Here is a 21,973-nt window from a genome sequence, read left to right on the forward strand (position 1 = left end):
CCGCGGTCCGGGGGTTAAATGTGGCGGTTCAGCCAATCAATAGATGTGTCGATAGCCTGATCGGCGGCGGGTTCGTTGAATACCTCGTGCATTTGACCTTCCCAGTTGACAAAGGACACATCTGACGATGAGATGGCGTTATACCAGTCGCGGGAGAAGTAAGCGGGAACGATCCCGTCCTTGGTTCCGTGCATGATCAGCGTGGGAGTGTTGAACATGTCGGCGTTGACAGCATCGTAGAGCGCCAGGGAGACGAGCTGCAAGATGGTCCCAGCGGTGGGCTTGGAGTTCAGCGGGTCGGAGGCATAGTCGTCCTTGATTGCCTGGCTTGTGGCGAGGCCGTCGTTGAAAGGATTCGTCAAGGGGACCTGTTTGGTCCACTCGGGGGACTGGACACCGATGTAGGCGCGGTGCGGGATTAGATTCTGAGCGTATTGGGCGTTGAAGCTGGTCAGCTCAGCCAAGGGGAGCCGCTCGAAGATGTTCGGCTGCAGGTTACGCTGCAGGTCGGAAATCTGGTCGGGTGTCACGACTTGTCCTGCGACATTCTTGCCGGAGAGGTTGAGAGGCGCGCCGCCGCCGTTGGTAATGATTCCGTCGACCTTTCCGGATTCTCGGATGCCGTATGCTTCCACGGTGAGCGCGCCCATCGAGTGGCCGAGCAGGAATGTCTTGACGCTTGGGGTGTCGGATTTAGCCATATCGACGAGGCGGTCGAGGTCGCTCACTAGGAATTGGAAGTTGTCGATGTGGCCCAGCGGTGTGCTTCCGCTGGCGGACTTGCCATGACCGCGGTGGTCTAGGCGGTAGACGTTGTAGCCAGCGTCCAGCAGGCGCTTGGCCACGTAGTCGAAACGGCCGGAGTGCTCGGAGACGCCGTGGACGACGACAACGTTTCCGCGCGGGTTGGCGACTTTCTGGACGCGGTAGTAAATTTTCACGCCAGAGCCGTTGTGGCTGTCGAAGTAGCCGTCCTGGTCCGAGATCTGGCGTGGCGAAACCGTCGGGCGTCCGAGCGCATCAACCTTTCCGGGGGCAGCGACGGAATTTACAGCTTCTGGGGCCGCACCTGCGTGTGCCAAGTGAGGTGCGGCCACCGGTGTGAGCACGAGCGAGGTCGTTGCGATAAGGGTTGCAGTTTGCTGCAGAATTGTCTTGCGCATTTCCATACCTTTCTGGTGGTCCACGTTGCGTCTGCCCGTCGTACCGAACGCCAGGCAAGTGTGGGATTAATCTCAAGTGTGGGATTAATCTGGAGTTTACCTTTAGTAAAGATTAGAAAAGAACGAACTTCGGAAAAATTTTTCGGAGAAATCCCCTAATGGGGGTATATGGGCAATTTGAGGTGGCTGTTCCTCGAGAGTCCTCCCCAGCGAGATAGGCTACCCTTAGAAGCATGTCTGATGGCCACCGAACACTGTGCTCCGACGTGGAGGTGGAGCCCCTGCCCGGCACTGCGAAACAAGCGGGCATCTATGTGCTTTTCGAGTACCCGGGGTCGTGGAGCCACGACATCCTCGACGGCGACACCTTCGGTGAGGGGCTGACCGCGAAGCTGAAAACCCGGATGAAGGAAGCCGGTGCGTCGTTACAGCTGATCCGCCACCCTACGCGTGAGGGCCGCGAGATCAACGATCATCACCTCTATATTGTTTTTTCCGACATTGGGGTCACCGAAGTCCTTCACGTCGACGGGCCCGAGGCGATTCTGGATCTCGACCTGTCGGGCCCCGGCCGCAACGGCGGGCAGACGCGCATCGCTCCGCTTCTTCTCGTGTGCACGCACGCCAAGCGCGACAGGTGCTGCGCGGTGAAAGGCCGCCCGATGGTCAGCGAGCTGGAACGCCGCTACCCGTTCAAGAAGACGGGCGATGTGGTGTGGGAGACCTCGCACGTCAAGGGGCACCGTTTTGCTCCGGCGATGCTGCTCATGCCGTGGGGGTACAGCTTCGGCCGCATGAACCTCGAGGCGACTGAAGCGATGCTGGCCGCCGCGATGCGCGCCCAGTACTTCGTCCCCGGTAACCGCGGCCGCGGCACCCTCACCCCGCCGGAACAAGCGGCAGAGATCGCCGTCGCCGCGCACCTTCAGCGCGAGGGGCAGGACGTGGCTTACGGGCAGCTCTCCGTGAGCACGTCAGAAATCCACGATGATGCAGCGAGCATTTCGCTTATCGACGCTCCCACTGACCGCACCTTCACCGCCTCCCTGCGCAAGAAAGAAGCCGCAGGAGTGGTGTCCTCCTGCGGCGATGAACCGAAGACCGGTTCGTACTGGGCGGTTGAGTCTGTGACTCTCTCCTGAGCCGGCGCTGCGGGCTTAGCGGCGCATGACCTTGCGGGACAAGTAGTTGCCCAGAAGCTGCGCCAGCTGAACGATGACCACGATGGTGATCACAGCAAGCCAGGTGACTTCCGGCTGGTACGCGCGGTAGCCGTAGACGATGGCGAAGTCACCCAGACCGCCGCCGCCGATGTAGCCCGCCATGGCGGACATGTCGATCACGGCGATGAAGATGAAGGTGAAGCCCAAGATCAGCGGGCCGAGCGCCTCGGGGATGATCACGGTGCGGATGATGCGCCACGGGCCGGCGCCCATTGCGCGGGCCGCCTCGATCACGCCGGGGTCGATGGCCACAAGGTTCTGCTCCACGATGCGCGCGACGGTGAATGTGGCGGTCACGCACATGACGAAGGTGGCGGCTTCGCGGCCGATCGTGGTGCCCACCACCGCAAGCGTCACGGCGTAGAGCATGGCGATCATGATGATGAAGGGGATGGGCCTGAAGAAGTTCACCAGGATGTTCAGTACCCAGTAGACAGCCTTGTTCTGCAGCACGCCGCCTTGGCGGGTGGTGTAGAGGAACAGGCCGATGATCAGGCCGAAGAAACCGCCCACGAGCATGGTGATGATCACCATGAACAGGGTGTCGCCGATCGCGTCGACGTAGGTGGGGCCGAGGCGGTCCCAGTCGACACTGCCGGCGGCGAGAATCAATTCGTTCGTCGCGCTCATTAGTTAGCCTCCCCGTTCGTGGTGATCTCGTTGATCGTGGTCGCGCGGCGCAGGGTGGAGTAGAAGTCCTCGATGGCCTCTTGGTTGCCGGTCAGGCGAACGGTCATTTTGCCGAAGGAGTGGTCCTGCAGCGTGGTCACGCTGCCGTGGACGACATCGAGGTCCACCCCGCGTTCCTGCAATTTCGCGGCGGCGGAGAAGAAGCCGGACTCGGCAGTCAGGTCGACGGTGAACAGGCGGCCGTCCTTGTTCATAAGCTCGCGTTCTTCCGCGGCGGTCGGGGTGTTTCGCAGGCTCGTGGACACGAAGCGCTGCGCCACCTGCGTTTGCGGGTTGGAGAAGACATCGTAGACGGAGCCGTGTTCGACGACGCGGCCGTTCTCCATCACCGCCACTTTGTCGGCGATGGCGCGGATGACATCCATCTCGTGGGTGATCACCACGATGGTGATGCCGGTGCGCTCATTGACTTCCTTGAGCAGCGCTAGGACTTCCTGGGTGGTCTCGGGGTCGAGGGCGGAGGTGGCTTCGTCGGCAAGCAAAAGCGAAGGACTCGTGGCCAGCGCACGTGCGATGCCGACCCTCTGCTTCTGGCCGCCGGAGAGTTGTTCCGGGTAGTTCTTGCCGCGCTCGGCGAGGCCGACGAAATCGAGCAGTTCGTTCACGCGGGCCTTGCGGTCCGCGGAGCTCATCTCGGTCATCTTCAGCGGATATTCCACGTTGCCCGCGGCGTTCAGTGACGAAAACAGGTTGAACTGCTGGAAGATCATGCCGATGTTGCGGCGTACTTCGCGCAGCTGCTTGGCCGGCATGCCGACGATGTCGGTGCCGTCCAGCAGGATCTGTCCCGAGGTGGGGGTGTCCAGCCCGTTGATCATGCGCACGAGCGTGGACTTGCCGGCACCCGAGTATCCGATCACGCCCAAGATCTCGCCCGGTTCGACGGTGAGATTGACGTTGTCCAACGCGACGACGTCGGCGCCTTTCTTCCCGGACCGGAACACTTTGTTCACGTCCCGGAATTCGATCCGGGTGCCGGTTGCGGCCATTACTTCGCTTCCTCCACGAGGCGGTCGAGAATCTTGTTCAGGTCCTCCTTGGACTTCTGGACCTGGACGGCGGTGCCGTTGGAGTCCTCGTTCAAAGCTTCGGTGACCTCGGGGGTCTGCCAGATCTCCACGAGCTTTTCGTAGGTCGGGTTGTCGATGTCCTCGGCGCGGACGGCGAAGATGTTGATGTACGGTTCAGCCAGCTCGGAGTTCGGGTCGTCGGAAGCGACAGCGGTGGACGCGTCGATACCGGCGCGGGAGAGCCAGTTGTTGTTGATGATCGCCGGGTCGCCCTGGTTGTAGACAGTCGGGGTCTGGGATGCGTCGACCGGGGTGACCTCGACCTTGGAGCCGTCCTTGTCGATGTCGGCCGGGCTCGGGTTCAGCTTGTCTGCGCCCTCCTTGACCTTGACCAGGCCAGCCTGGACGAGGACGTTGATGGCGCGGCCCTGGTTGGACGGGTCGTTCGGGATGGCGATCTTCTGGCCCTCGATGCCATCGAGGCTGTCGTGGTCCTTCCAGAACAGGCCGAGGGTGTTGATCTCGGCGGAGCCGACGATGCGCAGGTCCTCACCGGAAGATGCCTCGTACTGGGCGAGGTACAGGATGTGCTGGAACTTGTTCACGTCGATCTGGTTCTCGGCCAGGGCCGGGTTCACCGGGGTGTACTCGGTGAAGGGGACGAGCTCGAGGTTGATGCCCTCTTCTTTAGCCTTATCCACGAAGACAGACCATGCCTTCTGGTCGGAGTCGGTCGTGCCGATGCGGACGACCTGGTCGCCGTCCTTGGCGCCGCCTTCGTTTGCGGCGTTATCGGCGGAATCGGAGGAGCACGCAACCAGCCCGGTCGCAGCCAGGATGGAGGCCGCTGCGGTTGCAATTACACGGTTGAGGCGCATGTCGCTTCCTGCTCTTTCTTTGTCGTCGGGAAATGAACGTGAGGAAAATGTAGCACCGTGCGTACCGCTTAGTCTAGTTTGGGACTGCGCCAAGTAATCCAAGATTGGAACACAGTTTCGAGTCACGCTATTCTGCGGGTGTGGATTTCCGTGGCGGAGAAGGTTTGACGTGGTCGCGGCTGGAGCGCGTGCTCTCCGGCCGCCCGGGCCCCGTTCCCATTCCCGTCGACCACACCCGCGAGCCGGTTCGGGAGCGCATTTCCCGCGGTGTGCCGGCTGTTCCTTTCGCGGAGCTGCACGCCGTGTCCACGTACAGCTTCCTCTCTGACGCCGGCGGTGCGAGTGAGCCGGAAGAACTCGTGGCTCGCGCCCGCGAAGTCGGCCTATCTGCGCTCGGACTGCTGGACAGGGACGGTTTCTATGGAGCCGTGAAATTCGCCGAAGCAGCCGCCGATGCCGATGTTGCCACAGTATTCGGCGCCGAGCTTTCGCTTATCGACGCCCCGCCTCTCCCCCTCATCGCCCGCGGACCCGAGGGGTACCGCCGCCTGTCCCACCTCATGGCTCGGGCGCACATGGCGGGAGGGGAGAAGGGCGTGCTGTATTACCCGCCGCTGCCCGACATCGCCACCGCACTGGACGGCACCTGCATTGCCCTGGCTGGGTGGCGGTGGGTTGACCGCATCGACGATCTGATCGAATGCTTCGGACTAGACCGAGTGGTCAGGGAATTTGAGGTATCCATGCTCCCGGAGGACGCGGATAGGCACGCTTCTCTGCAGGCGTATCCCCAGGTGCCCGCGATCGTCACTGCTGCTCCCGGGGCAGCCACCCGGGATCGGGCGAGGTTGGCGGGGGCGAAAAGGGCATTGGGGCGTCGAGAAGCGATTGCGTCCGCGTACCGTGACGTGCATCCGATGGGTGCGAACTGGCTGCGCTCCGGCGAGCAACTGCTGGCCATGGCCCCCGAATGCGCCGATGCTCTCGCATTCACCGTCGAGCTGGCCGAGCAATGCGTGTTCACCCTCGACCTCGTCGCGCCGCAGCTACCGCGGTTCCCCACTCCCGACGGGCACGACGAGATGAGCTGGCTGCGGCACCTCGTGGAGGAGCGGGGGCGGGAACGTTACGCACCCCGGCCTGCTGACGTGCGCAAACGCGCCCGCGCCCAGATCGAGCACGAACTCCGTGTCATCGAGCAACTCGGCTTTCCTGGGTATTTTCTCATCGTCGACGATCTGGTGACCTTTTGCCGCGAGGCCAATATTCTCTGCCAAGGGCGCGGGTCGGCGGCGAATTCCGCGGTGTGCTTCGCGCTCGGCATCACCAATGTCGAACCGGTCTCCTCCGGACTGCTTTTCGAGCGTTTCCTGTCGCCGGACCGCGACGGCCCGCCCGACATCGACATCGACATCGAATCCGGCCGCCGCGAGGAAGTCATCCAGTACACCTACTCCACCTACGGCCGCGACAACGCCGCGCAGGTGGCCAATGTGATCACGTACCGCACGAAAGGCGCGATCCGCGACGCCGCCCGGGCTCTCGGGTACCCGCAGGGCGCCGCCGATGCGTGGTCCAAAGGTCTTGCGTCGCCCCCCGACCGAGTCTCCTCGCTGGCCGCCCAGTTGAAAGGTCAACCCCGCCACCTGGGCATCCACTCCGGCGGCATGGTGATCTGCGACCGCCCCATCGCCGATGTCGTGCCGGTGGAATGGGCGCGCATGGAGGGCCGCTCCGTCGTGCAATGGGACAAAGACGACTGCGCTGCCGCCGGCCTGGTCAAATTCGACCTGCTCGGACTGGGCATGCTCGAGGCGCTGCACCACATGATCGACCTCGTGCGCGAGACCACCGGCCGCGAGGTTCGTCTGTGGGATCTTCCGCTTGACGACGCCAGCGTGTACGACATGCTCTGCCGCGCCGACTCCGTCGGAGTCTTCCAGGTGGAATCCCGCGCCCAGATGAACACTCTGCCGCGGTTGAAACCGCGGCGGTTCTTCGACTTGGTGGTGGAGGTCGCACTGATTAGGCCTGGTCCTATCCAGGGCGGATCCGTGCACCCCTACCTGCGTCGGCGTGATGGTCTCGAGCCCGTCAAGTACGAGCACCCCGTGCTGGAACGCTCCCTGGGCAAGACCCTTGGCATCCCGCTGTTCCAGGAGCAGCTCATGCAGATCGCCGTCGACGCCGCCGGCTTTTCCGGTGCAGAAGCTGACTCCCTGCGCCGCGCCATGGGTTCCAAGCGCTCACCCGCCAAAATGGCTGCCCTGCGCCAGCGGTTCTTTGACGGCTGTTGGGCGGAGAACCAGATCAGCGCTGACGTGGCAGACCGGTTGTGGCAGAAGATCGTCGCCTTCGCCGCCTACGGGTTCCCTGAATCCCACTCCCAGTCCTTTGCGTCTCTGGTGTACTTCTCCGCCTGGTTCAAGCACTATTACCCGGCGCAGTTCTGCGTCGCCCTGCTCCGTGCCCAGCCCATGGGCTTTTATTCCCCGCAGTCCCTCATCCAGGATGCCCGCCGCCACGGCATCACTGTCTTGCCCGTCGATGTCAATGCCTCGGGTGTCCAGGCCCGCTGCATCGACTCTGGCACCATCCGCGTCGGGTTGAACCTGATCAAAGAGCTGGGCGCGAAAGCCGCCGAGCGGATCGAGGCTGCCCAGGCTTCAGGCCCCTTCACCGGCATCCCAGACCTGTCCCGCCGCGCCGACCTCACCGTCGAACACGTCGAAGCGCTCGCCCGCGCTGGGGCGTTGCACTGTTTCGGAGTGGACCGTCGACAAGCTCTCTGGCAAGCCGGCGTCTCCGCGACCGAACGCGACGGCATGCTCCCCGGCCTTTCAGCTATCCACGCCCCCGCCCTCCCCGGCATGAACTCCTTCGAACTCATGGCCGCCGACATCGCCGCCACCGGCGTCACCCCGGGCCTGATGCCCATGGACATGCTGCGCGGCGCTCTTCGCGCTGCCAACGTGCTGACCTGCACCGATCTGAAACGCGTCCCCGACGGCACCCGTATCCGCGTCGCCGGGGTAGTCACCCACCGCCAAGCCCCCCGCACCGCCGGCGGCGTCACCTTCTTGGGTATGGAGGACGAGACCGGCCTGACCAACATCATCATCCCCAAAGGCCTGTGGAACCGGCAGAAGATCCTCGCCCGCACCGCCAAGGCCCTGATCGTGCGTGGAATCGTCGAGAACGCCTCCAGCGCTGTCAGCGTCCTCGCCGACAAGCTCGAGCCCCTCGAGATGGGGGAGTGGCTCACCCGCGGTTCCCGCGATTTCCGGTGAACCCCTCCAGCTCGCTTTTTCAACCTATTTTCCGGGGGTTTTCTTTCTGGGGATTTCTCGGTACAAAAAAGGTTGGTCCGGCCCCACCGATGAAAGATTTGACATCGATCATATCGGAAAGCGTTTATAGATACTGGTCAACGCGATGCTGTGAGATGGCTGTGTGGTCAAAGATGTCAAATTTTTCACCCGTTGGGGAAGCCCAACTGTTTCGCCCACTGATGATCAATAGGTCGTCAGCCAGGGCCAATGAAAAGTCACCCCCTCACTAGCCTCACTGTGAAGGTGCGAAGGCGGTAACCGATTGGTCCAAACAGCTCACCCGGCGCTGCGAATGTAAACCCCTGTTTCAGAGAAGCTAGGTTCCACCCATCCCGAACGCTTGGATAATCTAAGCAGCGATGACTAGCAACAACATTCCCAAGGCAGCATCGTCCAACGACGTCCCCTCCGCGCCGAAGCCGCCATCCGTACCGGGAGCACCCGCGACACCGAAGGCGCCGACAGCGCCGGAAGCACCGGCGGCCCCAAATCCACCGGCTGCGCCCGCTGCGGCTGCGCCGAAGCCACCGGTACCGGGAGGAGCTGCACCTAAGCCCCCCGGAAGCGCGACCGCGGCTGCTCCGAAACCGCCTACAGCCGTGGAACCTGGGAACACGGCGCCGAAACCTCCGGCGGCAACGAGTGTGGCTGTGCCCGGAGCACCTGCTGCTCCGAAACCGCCTAGCGCGGTGACGCCGGGCGGGGCGGTGAAACCAGCGGCGACGCCGGGTGGGGCTGCACCGGGTGCCGCTGTACCTGGAACGGCGAAGCCCACAGCGAGCGAAGAACGTGCATCCGATACGCAGCCAGTGGCGTCTTCGAGTTCGAAGCCGGAAGATCGTGCTGGGGCGCGGAAAGCAACCATGCCCGGAAGCGCAACCGCCTCAAGGAAGTCAGCCGAGTCCGGGAGCGCAACCGCGCCGGAGAAAGTAAGGGGGGCCGGGAAGGGGGAGACGTCGAAAGGCGGATGGCGTCGTGTTGCTACGCTCGGCGTGCTTGGCTTGGCAGTGCTGTTGTTGGTGGCTGTATTCGCGGCGCGCGCGTTTCTGAATAACGGCGCGGGGCAGGACTTCTTGGCGCACTACCCGGGTGAGAACCCGCTGCCGGATACTGCGCCGGTGGGGCTGCCGGCGTGGCTGGGGTGGTCGCACTTTTTCAATATGTTCTTGATGGCATTGATCGTGAAGACGGGGTGGCAGGTGCGCACCCAGAGGAAGCCGGATGCGTACTGGCGGCCGCGCGACGGTGGGAAGAAGATCAGTCTGACGTTGTGGATCCACTTGGCCTTGGACGTGCTGTGGGTGGTCAATGGTGCGATCTTCGTGGTTCTGCTGTTCACGACGGGCCAGTGGATGCGGGTGGTGCCGACGAGTTGGGAGGTGTTCCCGAATGCGCTGTCGGCGGGTCTGCAGTACCTGACGTTGGATTGGCCGACGGAGAACGCGTGGGTGAATTACAACGCGCTGCAGCAGCTGGCTTATTTTGTCACGGTGTTCATCGCGGCGCCGTTGGCGATCGCGTCGGGTGTGCGCATGAGTATGTGGTGGAAGAACGAGTGGACGGCGGCGAACAAGCTGTTCCCGGCGTCGGTTGCTCGCAAGATCCACTTCCCGGTGATGGTCTACTTCCTGGTGTTCGTGGTGGTTCACGTGCTGTTGGTGCTGGCCACGGGTGTTTTGCGCAATCTGAACAACATGTACGTGGCGCGCGGCGATGTCGACCCGGACGTGTATGCGAATAACTGGCTGGGTTTCATCATTCTCTTGGTGTCGCTTGCGGTGATCGCGGGTGCGTGGGTGGCTACGAAGCCGGCGGTGCTGGCTCCCGTCGCGCGCCGTTTCGGCGAGGTGACCGCACGGTAGGGTGGCGCCTATGCAGCCTGTTCCCGAGCCGTACATGCTGTTCCCGAGCCGTACATGCCGGCTCACACCCACGCCCGAAGGAGGCACGCACGTGACGACGATCCCGCGCCGTAGCTGCCCACTTCCCCGAAGGAGATGAACCCGGTTTCGCGGAAGCTCGAATAGCCAATCGGCGCAGGCAAGCGGTGCCCTTGGACCGCATCCACGCCAACGGGCTGTCCCAACCCATGTTGTGGCGGCCGTTCGGCTGGTGGACAGTCACCGTCAACGTGGCCGGGTACGGACGGGAGTCCAACAAGCAGTCCGGCACGTCGCGGTTGCTGCCGGACGGCACGCGCGAGCAAGCCGTCGACCTCATCACGGCGATCAGCCCGCTAGGTGCACACCAGGTCACGTCGCCCGCGTGGGATGTCCGCTCACCGAAGCGCGCTCGCATCCCGTCGCCTATCGACGCCTCCAGCCAAGCCCTTTCCCTCTCACCCATTCCCGCGAAACCGCTCCGCCGCACAGATCAGACCGCCACCGTCTGGTCGGTGAGTTGAGCGCCCGCGAGCTGCCGCCTCTCGCCGATCCTCGGGACCGGGGCTGAACGGATTCACACCCCTCCGATTCACATCCCTCCGGGGAAGCCAAGCTGCCGCCACGCTTCGTACGTGGCCACGGCGGCGGAATTGGAGAGGTTCATCGACCGTCGTCCGGGCAGCATCGGGATACGGAGCTGGTCGGTCACGCGCTCATGGTGGGAATGCTCCCGGGGAAGGCCGGTCGGCTCGGTCCCGAACAATAAAGCGTCGCCCGGCTGAAAAGCCACGTCGGTGAAGTGGCGGGTGGCTTGGGTGGTGAAGGCGAAGATGCGGGCGTCGATAAGCGATGCGAAGCATGCGTCGATGTCGTCGTGGACCTCGACGTGGGCGAGGTCGTGGTAGTCGAGGCCCGACCGACGTAGGTGCTTGTCGTCGAGGGAGAAACCCAGCGGGCGCACGAGGTGGAGCGTGGCACCGGTGCCTGCGCACATGCGGATCGCGTTGCCGGTGTTCGGCGGGATGACGGGGTTGTCGAAGATGACGTGCAGCGGCGGCATGCACCCTAGCTTAGGAGCGCGGCTGGCCGTCCCCGTCATCGAGTTCACCGAGCAGGTGATTGACCGCGACGTGTGCGTGAAGGCGGACACCGTAGGTGAGGGCGTCGTCGTTGACGTAGAACTGCGGGGAGTGGTTTGCGGCGAAACCGCGGTCGTCGCCGTTTGTGGGCGTGATGCCGCCGTCCTCGGTGAACGCGATGTTCTGCCCGCCGAGCAGCCCGTAGACCCCGCCGAAGCGGGAGGTGAACTCGGAGACGTCGTCGTACCCCATGGCCGGCGGGACCTCGATGACGGGCTTGTCCCCGGCGACCCGCCGGTAAGTAGGCATGATCGCGTCGATCCATTCCTGTGTGTGGGCGACGGCGGGGATCTGGTCGAGGAATTCAACCTCGCCTGTGCAGCCGTGAGCTGCGGCGGTGTGGGTGACGTAGCGCTCGATCCGCTCGTTGACGTCGGACATCACCTCAGGTCGCAACGCCCGGACTGTCCCCCAGATCTCCACTTTGTTGCCCACGATATTGAACCGGCCCTCGTCCACGATGTGGCCGAGTGAGATGGAGAAGCGCTCCTGGACATCCACTTGGCGGTAGATCTGACCGATATTGCTCAGGATGTCGCCGACAGCCGGCATGGGATCAACGCCGAGCCACGGTGTCGAGCCGTGGACCTGCTTGCCTTCGATGGTGATCTTGACGGTTTCGGACGCAGCGTGCTGGATTCCGCGGGCGTATCCGATCGCCCCGACCGGCATCGGGGTGATGTGCATGCCGAAGGCCATGGTGGGTGCGGGGTCGAACATGCCACGCTGTTCCATCTCCTCGACCATTAGCGACGCGCCGCCGTCCTCACCCGGAGGCGGTCCTTCCTCAGCTGGCTGGAAGACCAGCAGGACCTCGCCTCTCAGCTCTTCGCGGATGTCGTGGAGGATTTTCGCCGCGCCGAGCAGCATCGCGGTGTGTGTGTCGTGGCCGCAGGCGTGCGCCACGGGAAATGGTCCACCGGGGTAGTCCGTGTCTACCTTCTCCGACGCGAAGTCCTCGCCCGATTTCTCCTTCACCGGTAGTGCATCGATGTCGGCGCGGAGGAGTATGGTGCGGCTGTTCTCGCTGCTCTCACTGTTCTCGCTGCGGTCGTCTTCACCGAAGCCGTTTTCGCTCCGACCCCCGGCGATCCGCGCGACGACCCCGTGCCCGGCGATACCCTGGCTGATATCGGTGATTCCGAACTCCTCGAGACGCTCGACGATGAACTGCTCGGTTTCGACCTCCCGGTTCGACAACTCCGGGTTCTTGTGCAGGTGGTGGCGCCACGCTGTCACATCCTCGGCAATGGCGCCGGCAGCGTCATCGATTCGGGTGTAGAGGGTATTCAGGTCATCTGGTGCGGATTCGGTCACGTGTCCCGCCTCCTCGAGAATTCTCTTCGAATGTGGTGATGAGCGTTCGGAGCCGATGGTAGTCCCTGCCAGCGCGATGGGGTGGCGCGATGGGGTGGCGCGATGGGGCCCGCGCGGGGAAACACTGGTGTTTAAGATGGTGTCCGTGACTGCGATCAAATTGGACGGAAAACTCTACCGCGAGGAGATTTTCGCGGACCTCGAAGCTCGCGTGGCTCGTCTCAAGGAAGAACACGGGATCACGCCGGGCCTGGCCACGGTGCTCGTCGGCGAGGACCCCGCCAGCCAGAACTATGTGCGCATGAAGCACAAGGATTGCGAGCAGCTCGGCATCGCGTCGATCATGAAGGAGCTGCCGGGCGACTGCACGCAGGAAGAGCTCGATGCGCTTATCGACGAACTCAACCACGACCCCGCTGTCACCGGCTACATCGTGCAGCTTCCCCTGCCGAAGCACCTGGACGAGAACCGCGTGCTGGGCCTGATCGACCCGGACAAGGATGCCGACGGCCTCCACCCGGTGAACCTGGGCCGCCTCGTGCTCAACGAGCCCGCGCCGCTGCCGTGCACCCCGAACGGTTCGCTCGCGCTGCTTGAGCGTTTCGGCGTCGATCTGAACGGCGCGATCGTGTGCGTGATCGGCCGCGGTGTGACCGTCGGCCGTCCGATCTCGCTCATGCTGACCAAGCGCGATGTCAACGCTACCGCGGTGCTGTGCCACACCGGCACTAAGGATCTGGCTGCTGAGACCCGCCGCGCCGACGTGATCATCGCAGCCGCCGGTAAGCCCCACATGATTACCGCCGACATGATCAAGGAAGGTGCCGCTGTGCTCGACGTGGGGGTTTCGCGTGTCGACGGCAAGACCACCGGCGACGTCCACCCCGACGTTTGGGAAAAGGCCGGCTGGGTCTCCCCGAACCCGGGTGGTGTCGGTCCGATGACCCGCACGTTCCTGGTGCGCAACATCGTCGAGCGTGCCGAGCGCCTTGCCGGAGCCCAGTAAGCTGCCCGCTCACAACGGGGCCGGCCCGGCAGCCAGTGGCAGTTCTGCCTCGGCCGGGCCGGTGCCACCGAGCCTGGATAATCCGCACGACATCGGAAACCCGCCGTCGCGTCTGCCGCTGCGAGCGCAGCAGGTCATGGTCGGGGTGTTCGTGCTCGGCTTCGTGGTGGCGACCCTGTTCGCGGTGACCGAGCATTGGCGCCGCGCCTGTTTCACCCTCGGTGCGGCGATGCTGTGGCTCACTGCCTGCCGCCTCACCTGCGATTCCCAGGTCATGGGGTTGCTCGCAGTGCGCTCCCGGCGGTTCGACGCGATGTTCGCCACTACCGCCGGCGCTGGCTTGGTGTGGCTGGCTGTGTCGGTGGACTCGCTGGGCAGTTAGATCTCGTAGTGCCCGCGGGTCTTCGCCAGGTCCGTTGCAGACGGGGTCTGGTCCGCCAGAATGATGAAATTGCGCAGGATGTGGCCCATCTGGCGGGTCTCCACAAGGAATGCGTCGTGGCCGACGGGGGAAACGATCTTGTTCATGGCCAGCAGATTGCCGATGTTGCGCGACAAGTGTTCCTGCTGGTGGAACGGGTACAAGATGTCGGTGTCCACGCCGACGACCATCGTGGGCACGCTGATCTGCGCCAGTGCGCGGTTGAGGCCGCCGCGTCCGCGGCCGATGTCGTGGCGTGACAGGGATTCGGTGATGGCGACGTAGGAGCCGGCGTCGAAACGCCTGACCAGCTGCTCGCCCTGGTGATCGAGGTAGCTCTGCACGGCGAAGCGCTGCTGCTCGTCGCGGAAGGCGCCTAAGGGGTTCTCGCCCGGCTGGGACATGGTGCCGAAGCGTTCGTCGATCTCCTGCTCGCCGCGGTAGGTCAGGTGGGCGATGCGGCGGGCAGCGGCCAGGCCCGCATCGGGGGAGCGGCCGGTGCCGTAGTAGTCGCCGCCCTGCCAGTCCGGGTCGCGCACGATCGACGTGATCTGTGCTGTCTGGATGCCGATTTGCCATGCGGACGCGCGGGCGGACATGGCGATCACGCAGGCGTAATTCGCCCAATCCGGGTACATGATCGTCCACTCCAGAGCGCGCGCCCCGCCCATGGAGCCGCCGACAATGGCGTGCATGCTGTTGATCCCGAGACTCTCCAAGAACTGCGCTTCCGCCCGCACCTGGTCGCGGATGGAGATGGCGGGGAAGCGCGAGCCCCACGCCCCGCCGTCGGGGTGCTCACTCGACGGGCCGGTCGAACCGGAGCAGCCGCCGAGAACATTCGTGCACACGACGCAGAAACGGTCGGTGTCCAGCGGTGCGCCGGGGCCGATCAGGCCCTCCCACCAGCCGGCGGCGTTCGAGTCGCCGGTCAACGCGTGCTCGACCAGGATGAGGTTGTTGCGGCCGTGGGGGTCGCCAGTGAAGGCACCCCAACGTCGATAAGCGATGCGCACGTCGCGGATCGTGGCGCCGGCTTCTGTGCGCACGTCGCCGATCGGCTGGGTGGTTAGTTCGCCTTCGGGCGGGAGAATAATCATGCGATTGCAGCGAATCCACGGTCGAGGTCAGCGAGGATGTCGTCGATGTCCTCGATGCCCACCGACAGGCGGATCGTCGCCTGCGTGATGCCGGCGCGGGCCAGGCCAGCCTCCGTGGACTGCGAGTGCGTCGTGGTCGCGGGGTGCACGACGAGCGAGCGGACATCGCCGATATTTGCCAGGTTGGAATGCAGCTTCAACGCGTCGATGAACGCCCACGCCTGCGTCTTGTCGCTCGGATCACCCGCGAGATCGAAAGACAGCACCGACCCTGTGTACTGCAGGCCGAGCTTTTCCTTCGTGGCGTAGTGCGGCGAATCCGGCAGCCCCGCAAAATTCACGTGCGCCACCTCGTCCTTCGCCGCCAGGTATTCAGCGACCTTCAGCGCATTCGCATTATGCTTTTCGACGCGCAGGCCAAGCGTATCCATCCCCTGCAGCGCCACCCAGGCATTGAACGGCGAAATGGCGGCACCTGTGTCGCGGAGGACACCTGCGCGGGCCTTCACCGCGAATGCCGGTGCGCCGAGGTCTGCGTACACGAGACCGTGGTAGGCGGGGTCCGGGTTGACGAAGTACGGGAAGACCGGTTCGCCGTCGCGGGTGACGGTCCAGTCGAAGGAGCCGCCGTCGATAATCGCGCCGCCGAGAGCTGCCCCGTTGCCGGTGTAGAACTTCGTCGTGGACACGACCACGATGTCCGCGCCTAGCTCCAACGGACGGGCGATTGCCGCAGTAGCCATGGTGTTGTCCACGATCAACGGCACCTGATTATTGTGCGCGATCTGTGCGACAGCCGGGATGTCCAGCACGTCCGCGATCGGGTTGCCGAAAGTCTCGCCGTAGAACGCCTTCGTGTTCGGCTTGACCGCTTGCTGCCAGCTGTCCGGGTCGTCCGGGTTGTCCACGAAGCTGACCTCGATGCCTAAACGTGGCAGTGTCACCTCGAACAGCGTCTCCGTACCGCCGTACAAGCGCGGGGACGTGACGATGTGGTCGCCCGCACTGGCCAGGTTCGTGATCGCCGCCGTCTCCGCCGCCATGCCCGAGGAGAATGCCACCGCCGCGACACCGCCCTCAAGCGACGCCAGACGGTTCTCCAGCGCCTCCTGCGTCGGGTTCGTGATGCGGGTGTAAATCGGGCCCGGATCCGCCAACGCGAAACGATCCTGCGCGTGCTGCGTATCGTTGAACACGTAGGACGTGGTCATGTAAATCGGCTGGTTTCGCGCGCCAACTCCGTTGTCAACGCTCTGGCCCGCGTGGATGGCGCGGGTGTCGAAGGACCAGTCGTTCGCAGCGCTGTTGTCGTAGTGCGGGGTGGAGTTCGCCTGGTTCGCTTCGGCCGGCTGGGGCTCAGTCTCGTTCGTCATGGCACCAAGCTAGGACTGGTCGCTGGCCGTCGCAAACACTTTTCACACGATGACGACGGCTGCACTTTCGAAAACCGGACCAAGCTGTCTATTTGCACGTGTGGGCTGGCCGTGCACCGTGAATCTAAATCGGCGACGGAACCCGTCGTTAGGCGGTGAAGTCTAAGAGTGTATGAATGCTGAACGCATCGCAGAGCTCACTCGCCCGCTGACAGACTTCCGCGTCCTGAGCATGAAGGGTGCGACCGCCCACGAATTATCGCAGTACAAAGCTCTTCCTGGCACGCTCTGCTATCCCACCGGTGATTTCACCGCTTTGCCTTACCACGAGAAACGCTATCTGCTCGCCTATGCCGCTGCACGGAGTTCCACCGGATCGGTCCTTGTGGCGCGTTCGGCTGCTCGGATCTGGAATATGTGGGTCATCGCCACCTCCACTGAGACAATAGAACTTGCGCTGAAAAGTGGAAAAGCATCACCATCCCGGGCGAACAGTGAGCGCTACACATACCGCTACGGGACATTGTCTGACTCTGACATCACGACTGTTCATGGTGTGAGTGTCACTAGCGCGATCCGGACGTTCGTTGATATCGCCAGGTACCACGGCTTCGCCGAGGGGCTTGTGGCGGCCGATTGCCTCCTGAACAACGGCTTCACACGGAACGAGATCCGCCAGTACATCGAAGCTATGGGGCGGAAGAAAGGAATCGCTACTGTAAGGCGATGCCTGGAGCACGCGATCGACCGCTCCGAGTCCCCCTATGAGAGCTACGCCCGCGCATTGCTCATCGAAGCGGGAATCGACGACATCACGGCTCAGTTCCAGATCGGCCGTTTCCGCCCTGACCTCTGCATTGGCGGTTGGCTTCTCATCGAGATCGACGGCCGCAAGAAATACGAAGGCGAAGACGGGCAGAAGCTGGCCTACAAGGATCTGATGCGCCAGCGGGAGATCGAGAACCAGGGCTATGTGTTCCGACGGGTCTCCCCGGAATTCCTGCTCAAATACCCCGACAAATTCGTTGATGACATTCTTATGGTCATCGAGGCCCGGCGGCGCGGCCCGGTCGAGCGGGCACAGAGCTAGCGCCGGAGCGCCGTCTCGGTGGTTATGGCCACGGCCACGGTGACGGACATCGTTACGGACATGATGACGACCACGGTCATGGTTACGGCCATGATGATGACTACGGCCATGGACATGACGCAAATACCTATTCCTGGATACCTATTCACAAGGTGACGGGTTCGGCGGAAAATCTGCCGACCTTGTGAATAGGTATCCAGGAATAGGTGTTTAGAAAAGCTCCGCTTCTCGACGTCGCACGTACCCAGCCGTCCTCCCGTTCGGGGAGGCAACCGGCGGTAGCGGGTCAGTAGCGGAGCCGAGAGGCAGCCACCGGTAGCGGAGTTGTAGCTGCAGCGGAGCGGTAGCTGCATCCGAGCTGGAGCTAACGGCGGCCGCTAGCTCTCCAGCTCGTCGACGATGCGGTTGAACGTCTCGGACGGGCGCATGACCTTGGTGGTCTTCTCGTCATCGAGCCAGTAGTAGCCGCCGAGGTCGGCGGGGCTGCCTTGGACATCGAGAAGCTCTTGCAGGATCTGCTCTTCGTTGTCACGGAGTTCGGCGGCGATCTGCTTGAAACCGGAGGCCAGCTCGGCGTCGTCGGACTGGGATGCCAGCTCTTCGGCCCAGTAGCGGGCGATGAAGTAGTGGGATCCGCGGTCGTCGATTTCGCCGGCCTTGCGGGACGGGGAGCGGCCCTCGGTGAGGAAGATCTCGATGGCGCGGTCGAGGGTGTCGCCGAGGACACCGGCGCGGGCGTTGTCGTTCTTCTCCTGCTCGTGGCGGAAGGACTCGGTGAGGGCGAGGTATTCGCCGAGGGAGTCCCAGCGCAGGTGGTTTTCCTCTTCGACCTGCTGGACGTGCTTCGGGGCGGAGCCGCCGGCACCGGTTTCGAAGAGGCCTCCTCCGGCCATGAGCGGTACGACGGAGAGCATCTTGGCGGAGGTGCCCAGTTCGAGGATGGGGAAGAGGTCGGTGTTGTAGTCGCGCAGGACGTTGCCGGTGACGGAGATGGTGTCTTCGCCGCGGCGGATGCGGTCGACGGTGATCTTCGTGGCTTCCTCTGGGGAAGCGAAAGAGATATCCAGGCCGTCGGTGTTCAGGTCGGCAAGCTGGGTCTCGGCGATCTTCTGGATGTTGGTGTCGTGGGCGCGCTTCGGGTCGAGCCAGAAGATGGTCTTCATACCGGACTTGCGGGCGCGGTCGGCGGCGAGCTTGACCCAGTCCTCGATTGCGGGGCCGCCGGTGTGGCAAGCGCGCCAGATGTCGCCCTTTTCCACGGTGTGCTCCATCAGGACGGTGCCGTCGCTAGCAACGACCTGCATGGTGCCGTCGAAAGGCATCTTGAAGGTCTTGTCGTGGGAGCCGTATTCCTCGGCCTTCTGCGCCATGAGGCCGACGTTGGGGGAGGTACCCATGGTGGTCGGGTCATAGGCGCCGTTGGCGCGGCAGTCGTCGATGACGGTCTGGTAGACACCAGCGTAGGAGGAGTCCGGGATGACAGCCAGGGTGTCTTCTTCCTGGTCGTCGGCGTTCCACATGTGGCCGGAGGTGCGGATCATGGCGGGCATGGAGGCGTCGACAATGACGTCGGACGGCACGTGCAGGTTGGTGATGCCCTTGTGGGAGTTCACCTGGGCGAGTGCGGGGCCGTTGGCCATGGCTTTGTCGAAGGCCTCGCGGATCTCTTCACCGTTCTCCAGGTCGGACAGGCCGCTGTAAATGGCGCCGAGGCCGCTCTCGCCGTCAAGGCCGGCTTCGAGCAGTTCGTCGCCGTGCTGGTCGTAAACGTCTTTGAAGAAGGCGCGGACGACGTGGCCGAAGATAATGGGGTCGGAGACCTTCATCATGGTGGCCTTGAGGTGGACGGAGAAGAGGATGTCTTCTTTCTTGGCGCGTTCGAGGGCTTCGAGGAGGAAGGCGTCGAGGGCCTTGACGGACATGTAGGTCGCGTCGACGACGTCACCGGCGGAGACTTTCACGTCGTCGCGGAAGGTGCGCTCTTTGTCGGCGCCGACGAGCTTCATCGTCAAAGTGTCGTCGTTTTCGATGATGACGGACTTCTCGTTGTGGCGGAAGTCGTCGGCTTCCATGGTGGCCACATTCGTCTTGGAGTCGGAGGACCATTCGCCCATGGAGTGGGGGTGCTTGCGGGCGAAGTTCTTCACCGACCGCGGCGCGCGACGGTCGGAGTTGCCCTGGCGGAGGACGGGGTTGACGGCGGAGCCCTTCACAGCGTCGTAACGCTTGCGGATGTCTTCCTGTGTTTCGTTGGTGGGGTTGGCCGGGTAGTCGGGAATGTCGAATCCGGCGTCTTGCAGTTCCTTAATAGCCTTGCGCAGCTGGACCAGGGAAGCGGAGATGTTGGGCAGCTTCACAATGTTGGCGTCCGGCGTGCGTGCCAGCTCGCCGAGCTCGCCCAGGTAGTCCGGTACCTTCTGGTCGTCGGAGAGGTAGTCGGGGAACTGGGCAAGAATGCGGCCCGCCAGGGAAATGTCGTAGGTCTCCACGTCGACGCCTGCGTTGGAGGCGAATGCTTCGACGATGGGTTTGAGGGAGTACGTCGCTAGAAGCGGGGCTTCGTCCGTCTTGGTCCAGATGATTTTGGCCATGGGTCACCTCAAGTAATCAAAAAAGTTCTATTTTCTCAATGTGTCAGCCCACTAGCGTACTCATAACGCGGACAGTCCGCCGTCTTGAGTCCGCGCACCGCCGCGGTAATGTGTTCCCGCATGAGCCTCACTATCGCGTCGATCAACGTCAACGGCATCCGCGCCGCCACGAAGGTGCGCAACGAGAACAACCCGGGCATGCTCGCTTGGCTCGAGGAGACATCGGCAGACGTGGTGCTTATGCAGGAGGTCCGTGCGACGGAGAAGCAGGCGGAGGCTGCGCTCGCGCCCGCGATTGAGCAAGGCTGGCACGTGTATATCGCGCCGGCAGAGGCGAAGGGGCGCGCGGGCGTGGGTATCGCGTCGTGCACGCCGCTTAACGACGTCCGCGTCGGCATCCCGTCCTTCGAAGATTCCGGCCGCTTCATCGCGGGCACGCTTGACGACGGCACCGTGGTCTCCTCCCTCTATCTCCCCTCCGGCAGCACCGGAACTGAGAAGCAGGACGAGAAGTGGCGTTTCCTGGACCAGTTCGAGCCTCTGCTCGCCCAGTGGGCTGAGCAGCACAAGGACATGGTCATCGGCGGCGACTGGAATATCTGCCACCGGCGCGAGGACTTGAAGAACTGGAAGGGGAACCAGAAGTCCTCCGGCTTCCTGCCGGGGGAGCGCGCGTTCATGGACTCCGTCTTCGGCTGCTACCCGGACGATGAGGCCCAGGACATCGACGCCAAGGATGAGGCCGGCTTCTTCGGTGCGGTGGAGTACGTCAGCGACCAACGCCGCTCAGCCTGCGCGGAGCCGCGCTGGTTCGACGTTGCCCGCCGTCTCCAGCCCGACGACGCCCCGTACACCTGGTGGACCTACCGCGGCCAGGCTTTCAACAACAACGCCGGTTGGCGCATCGACTACCAGGCCGTCACTGCCAACATGCTCGAACGCGCCGAGCGGACCTGGGTGGAAAAGGCCGCAACGGTGGAGGAACGCTGGTCCGACCACTCGCCGCTGTTGGTCGAGTACCGCTAATTCCCCGAAACTAACTGCCCGAAACGCCTGGTGAGTAAACCTCGAGGCCGCTTCTCTCCGCGGCCTCTGCCATCCGGTGGTCGTAGGTCACCATCGAGGTGCATCCGCCAAGCAACGCGGCAGCGATGTGAATGGCATCGAGGGAACGGAGATTCGCTCCTGGAATGAGGCCGGCGTGCTCGAAGACGGTGCGGTTGACGTCGATAAGCTGCAGGCGCAACAAGACGTTTCGCACGGCCGCCGGGCGGATCGAGGAAGTGCGTTGCTGTGCGCGGCTCAGCTCCGTGATGAGCAGGTTGGAAGAACACAGCAGTGGGGCGCGAGTATTGATGGCCTCGATGAGGGCGGGCGATTCATCTTCCAGTACGAGCAACTTCACCGCCGCCGAGGTGTCCATGTACCACGTCTCCATGGCTGGGCCTTAAATCCTTTCGTCCCGCAGGTCCGCGAGCAACTCCTTGGTACTGATGTCCAGATCGGCGAGGTCTTCAACGTTGAATTCGGGCGGCCGCGAAGCCGGTGTGAAGGTAAGACCGGAGTGGTGCACGTCCACCAGGCCGGTCAGTCGGGCGACCGGACGGCCGCGGTTCGTGATGATGAATTCGGCACCTTCCTCCACCTCCCTCAAAATGCGGCTGCTGTCATTGCGTAGTTCTCGCTGGGGGATGTGGCGCGGCTCATGGAAAGAACCGGGGGTTCCAGGTGTTTGAGGGGCCGGTGCGGCAGACATG

The 21,973-nt window shown here is 63.5% G+C and carries 20 protein-coding genes; 8 read left to right on the forward strand and 12 right to left on the reverse strand.

Annotated elements, in window-relative coordinates; genetic code table 11:
• Window positions 1-14: 14 nt before the first annotated feature.
• Window positions 15-1,163: an alpha/beta hydrolase gene (locus QYQ98_RS07785; RefSeq protein WP_302006296.1), complete on the reverse strand. Its 1,149-nt coding sequence runs from the start codon at window positions 1,161-1,163 to the stop codon at window positions 15-17.
• A gap of 233 nt (window positions 1,164-1,396) precedes the next feature.
• Between QYQ98_RS07785 and QYQ98_RS07790 the strand changes: the two genes are divergently transcribed.
• Entirely contained in the window at window positions 1,397-2,305 is a 909-nt protein-coding gene (locus tag QYQ98_RS07790) for a sucrase ferredoxin (RefSeq protein ID WP_302006297.1), read from the forward strand.
• Between the two features lie 15 nt (window positions 2,306-2,320).
• On the opposite strand, the gene QYQ98_RS07795 is transcribed toward QYQ98_RS07790, so the two are convergent.
• The 3 genes from QYQ98_RS07795 to QYQ98_RS07805 are packed head-to-tail and all read right to left on the reverse strand — an operon-like array spanning window position 2,321 to window position 4,964.
• Window positions 2,321-3,016, reverse strand: coding sequence for a methionine ABC transporter permease (locus QYQ98_RS07795; protein WP_302006298.1), 696 nt, complete (start codon window positions 3,014-3,016; stop codon window positions 2,321-2,323).
• Window positions 3,016-4,065 (reverse strand): methionine ABC transporter ATP-binding protein, encoded by a 1,050-nt coding sequence (locus QYQ98_RS07800; protein ID WP_302006299.1) that lies wholly within the window; start codon window positions 4,063-4,065, stop codon window positions 3,016-3,018. The genes QYQ98_RS07795 and QYQ98_RS07800 overlap by 1 nt, the downstream gene beginning before the upstream one ends.
• On the reverse strand, window positions 4,065-4,964 hold the full coding sequence (locus tag QYQ98_RS07805; RefSeq protein WP_302006300.1) for a MetQ/NlpA family ABC transporter substrate-binding protein: 900 nt from the start codon (window positions 4,962-4,964) through the stop codon (window positions 4,065-4,067). The genes QYQ98_RS07800 and QYQ98_RS07805 overlap by 1 nt, the downstream gene beginning before the upstream one ends.
• A gap of 140 nt (window positions 4,965-5,104) precedes the next feature.
• On the opposite strand from QYQ98_RS07805, the gene QYQ98_RS07810 reads away from it, so the two are divergent.
• Complete coding sequence (locus QYQ98_RS07810) at window positions 5,105-8,254, forward strand: error-prone DNA polymerase (protein ID WP_302006301.1); 3,150 nt, start codon at window positions 5,105-5,107, stop codon at window positions 8,252-8,254.
• 391 nt (window positions 8,255-8,645) lie between these two features.
• Here QYQ98_RS07810 and QYQ98_RS07815 read toward each other — a convergent pair whose 3' ends face one another.
• The gene (locus tag QYQ98_RS07815) at window positions 8,646-9,161 is read right to left on the reverse strand and encodes a hypothetical protein (RefSeq protein WP_302006302.1); all 516 of its coding nucleotides are present in this window, start codon (window positions 9,159-9,161) and stop codon (window positions 8,646-8,648) included.
• Between QYQ98_RS07815 and QYQ98_RS07820 the strand changes: the two genes are divergently transcribed.
• Together QYQ98_RS07820 and QYQ98_RS07825 are read left to right on the forward strand one after the other, a co-directional pair.
• Window positions 9,160-10,158, forward strand: coding sequence for a cytochrome b/b6 domain-containing protein (locus QYQ98_RS07820; protein ID WP_302006303.1), 999 nt, complete (start codon window positions 9,160-9,162; stop codon window positions 10,156-10,158). The genes QYQ98_RS07815 and QYQ98_RS07820 overlap by 2 nt on opposite strands.
• A 161-nt stretch (window positions 10,159-10,319) precedes the next feature.
• Entirely contained in the window at window positions 10,320-10,700 is a 381-nt protein-coding gene (locus tag QYQ98_RS07825) for a PH domain-containing protein (protein WP_302007733.1), read from the forward strand.
• Window positions 10,701-10,768: 68 nt separating this feature from the next.
• Here QYQ98_RS07825 and QYQ98_RS07830 read toward each other — a convergent pair whose 3' ends face one another.
• Both QYQ98_RS07830 and QYQ98_RS07835 read right to left on the reverse strand, forming a co-directional pair.
• Window positions 10,769-11,239 carry a tRNA (cytidine(34)-2'-O)-methyltransferase gene (locus QYQ98_RS07830; protein ID WP_302006304.1) on the reverse strand — a complete coding sequence of 157 codons (471 nt, stop codon included), beginning with the start codon at window positions 11,237-11,239 and terminating at the stop codon, window positions 10,769-10,771.
• 10 nt (window positions 11,240-11,249) lie between these two features.
• Window positions 11,250-12,635 (reverse strand): M20 family metallopeptidase, encoded by a 1,386-nt coding sequence (locus QYQ98_RS07835; RefSeq protein ID WP_302006305.1) that lies wholly within the window; start codon window positions 12,633-12,635, stop codon window positions 11,250-11,252.
• A gap of 145 nt (window positions 12,636-12,780) precedes the next feature.
• Here QYQ98_RS07835 and QYQ98_RS07840 point away from each other — a divergent pair, with 145 nt between their 5' ends.
• Window positions 12,781-13,641 carry a bifunctional methylenetetrahydrofolate dehydrogenase/methenyltetrahydrofolate cyclohydrolase gene (locus QYQ98_RS07840; RefSeq protein ID WP_302006306.1) on the forward strand — a complete coding sequence of 287 codons (861 nt, stop codon included), beginning with the start codon at window positions 12,781-12,783 and terminating at the stop codon, window positions 13,639-13,641.
• Window positions 13,613-14,023, forward strand: a complete 411-nt coding sequence (locus tag QYQ98_RS07845) for a DUF3017 domain-containing protein (protein WP_367881623.1) — start codon at window positions 13,613-13,615, stop codon at window positions 14,021-14,023. Before QYQ98_RS07840 ends, QYQ98_RS07845 begins: the two co-directional genes overlap by 29 nt.
• Here the strand turns inward: QYQ98_RS07845 and QYQ98_RS07850 are convergent.
• Both QYQ98_RS07850 and QYQ98_RS07855 read right to left on the reverse strand, forming a co-directional pair.
• On the reverse strand, window positions 14,020-15,162 hold the full coding sequence (locus tag QYQ98_RS07850; RefSeq protein ID WP_302006307.1) for a homoserine O-acetyltransferase: 1,143 nt from the start codon (window positions 15,160-15,162) through the stop codon (window positions 14,020-14,022). The genes QYQ98_RS07845 and QYQ98_RS07850 overlap by 4 nt on opposite strands.
• The gene (locus tag QYQ98_RS07855; RefSeq protein WP_302006308.1) at window positions 15,159-16,535 is read right to left on the reverse strand and encodes an O-acetylhomoserine/O-acetylserine sulfhydrylase; all 1,377 of its coding nucleotides are present in this window, start codon (window positions 16,533-16,535) and stop codon (window positions 15,159-15,161) included. The genes QYQ98_RS07850 and QYQ98_RS07855 overlap by 4 nt, the downstream gene beginning before the upstream one ends.
• Window positions 16,536-16,707: 172 nt before the next feature.
• Here QYQ98_RS07855 and QYQ98_RS07860 point away from each other — a divergent pair, with 172 nt between their 5' ends.
• Window positions 16,708-17,625 carry a hypothetical protein gene (locus tag QYQ98_RS07860; protein WP_302006309.1) on the forward strand — a complete coding sequence of 306 codons (918 nt, stop codon included), beginning with the start codon at window positions 16,708-16,710 and terminating at the stop codon, window positions 17,623-17,625.
• 377 nt (window positions 17,626-18,002) lie between these two features.
• Here QYQ98_RS07860 and QYQ98_RS07865 read toward each other — a convergent pair whose 3' ends face one another.
• Window positions 18,003-20,216 (reverse strand): NADP-dependent isocitrate dehydrogenase, encoded by a 2,214-nt coding sequence (locus QYQ98_RS07865; RefSeq protein WP_302006310.1) that lies wholly within the window; start codon window positions 20,214-20,216, stop codon window positions 18,003-18,005.
• Window positions 20,217-20,336: 120 nt separating this feature from the next.
• On the opposite strand from QYQ98_RS07865, the gene QYQ98_RS07870 reads away from it, so the two are divergent.
• Window positions 20,337-21,242, forward strand: a complete 906-nt coding sequence (locus QYQ98_RS07870; protein WP_302006311.1) for an exodeoxyribonuclease III — start codon at window positions 20,337-20,339, stop codon at window positions 21,240-21,242.
• Between the two features lie 10 nt (window positions 21,243-21,252).
• Here QYQ98_RS07870 and QYQ98_RS07875 read toward each other — a convergent pair whose 3' ends face one another.
• Both QYQ98_RS07875 and QYQ98_RS07880 read right to left on the reverse strand, forming a co-directional pair.
• Window positions 21,253-21,654, reverse strand: coding sequence for a type II toxin-antitoxin system VapC family toxin (locus tag QYQ98_RS07875; protein ID WP_302006312.1), 402 nt, complete (start codon window positions 21,652-21,654; stop codon window positions 21,253-21,255).
• Window positions 21,655-21,663: 9 nt separating this feature from the next.
• Window positions 21,664-21,972 (reverse strand): type II toxin-antitoxin system Phd/YefM family antitoxin, encoded by a 309-nt coding sequence (locus QYQ98_RS07880; RefSeq protein WP_302006313.1) that lies wholly within the window; start codon window positions 21,970-21,972, stop codon window positions 21,664-21,666.
• Between the last annotated feature and the right edge of the window lies 1 nt (window position 21,973).

The sequence above is a fragment of the Corynebacterium sp. P3-F1 genome, from assembly GCF_030503635.1.
GTDB lineage: Bacteria > Actinomycetota > Actinomycetes > Mycobacteriales > Mycobacteriaceae > Corynebacterium.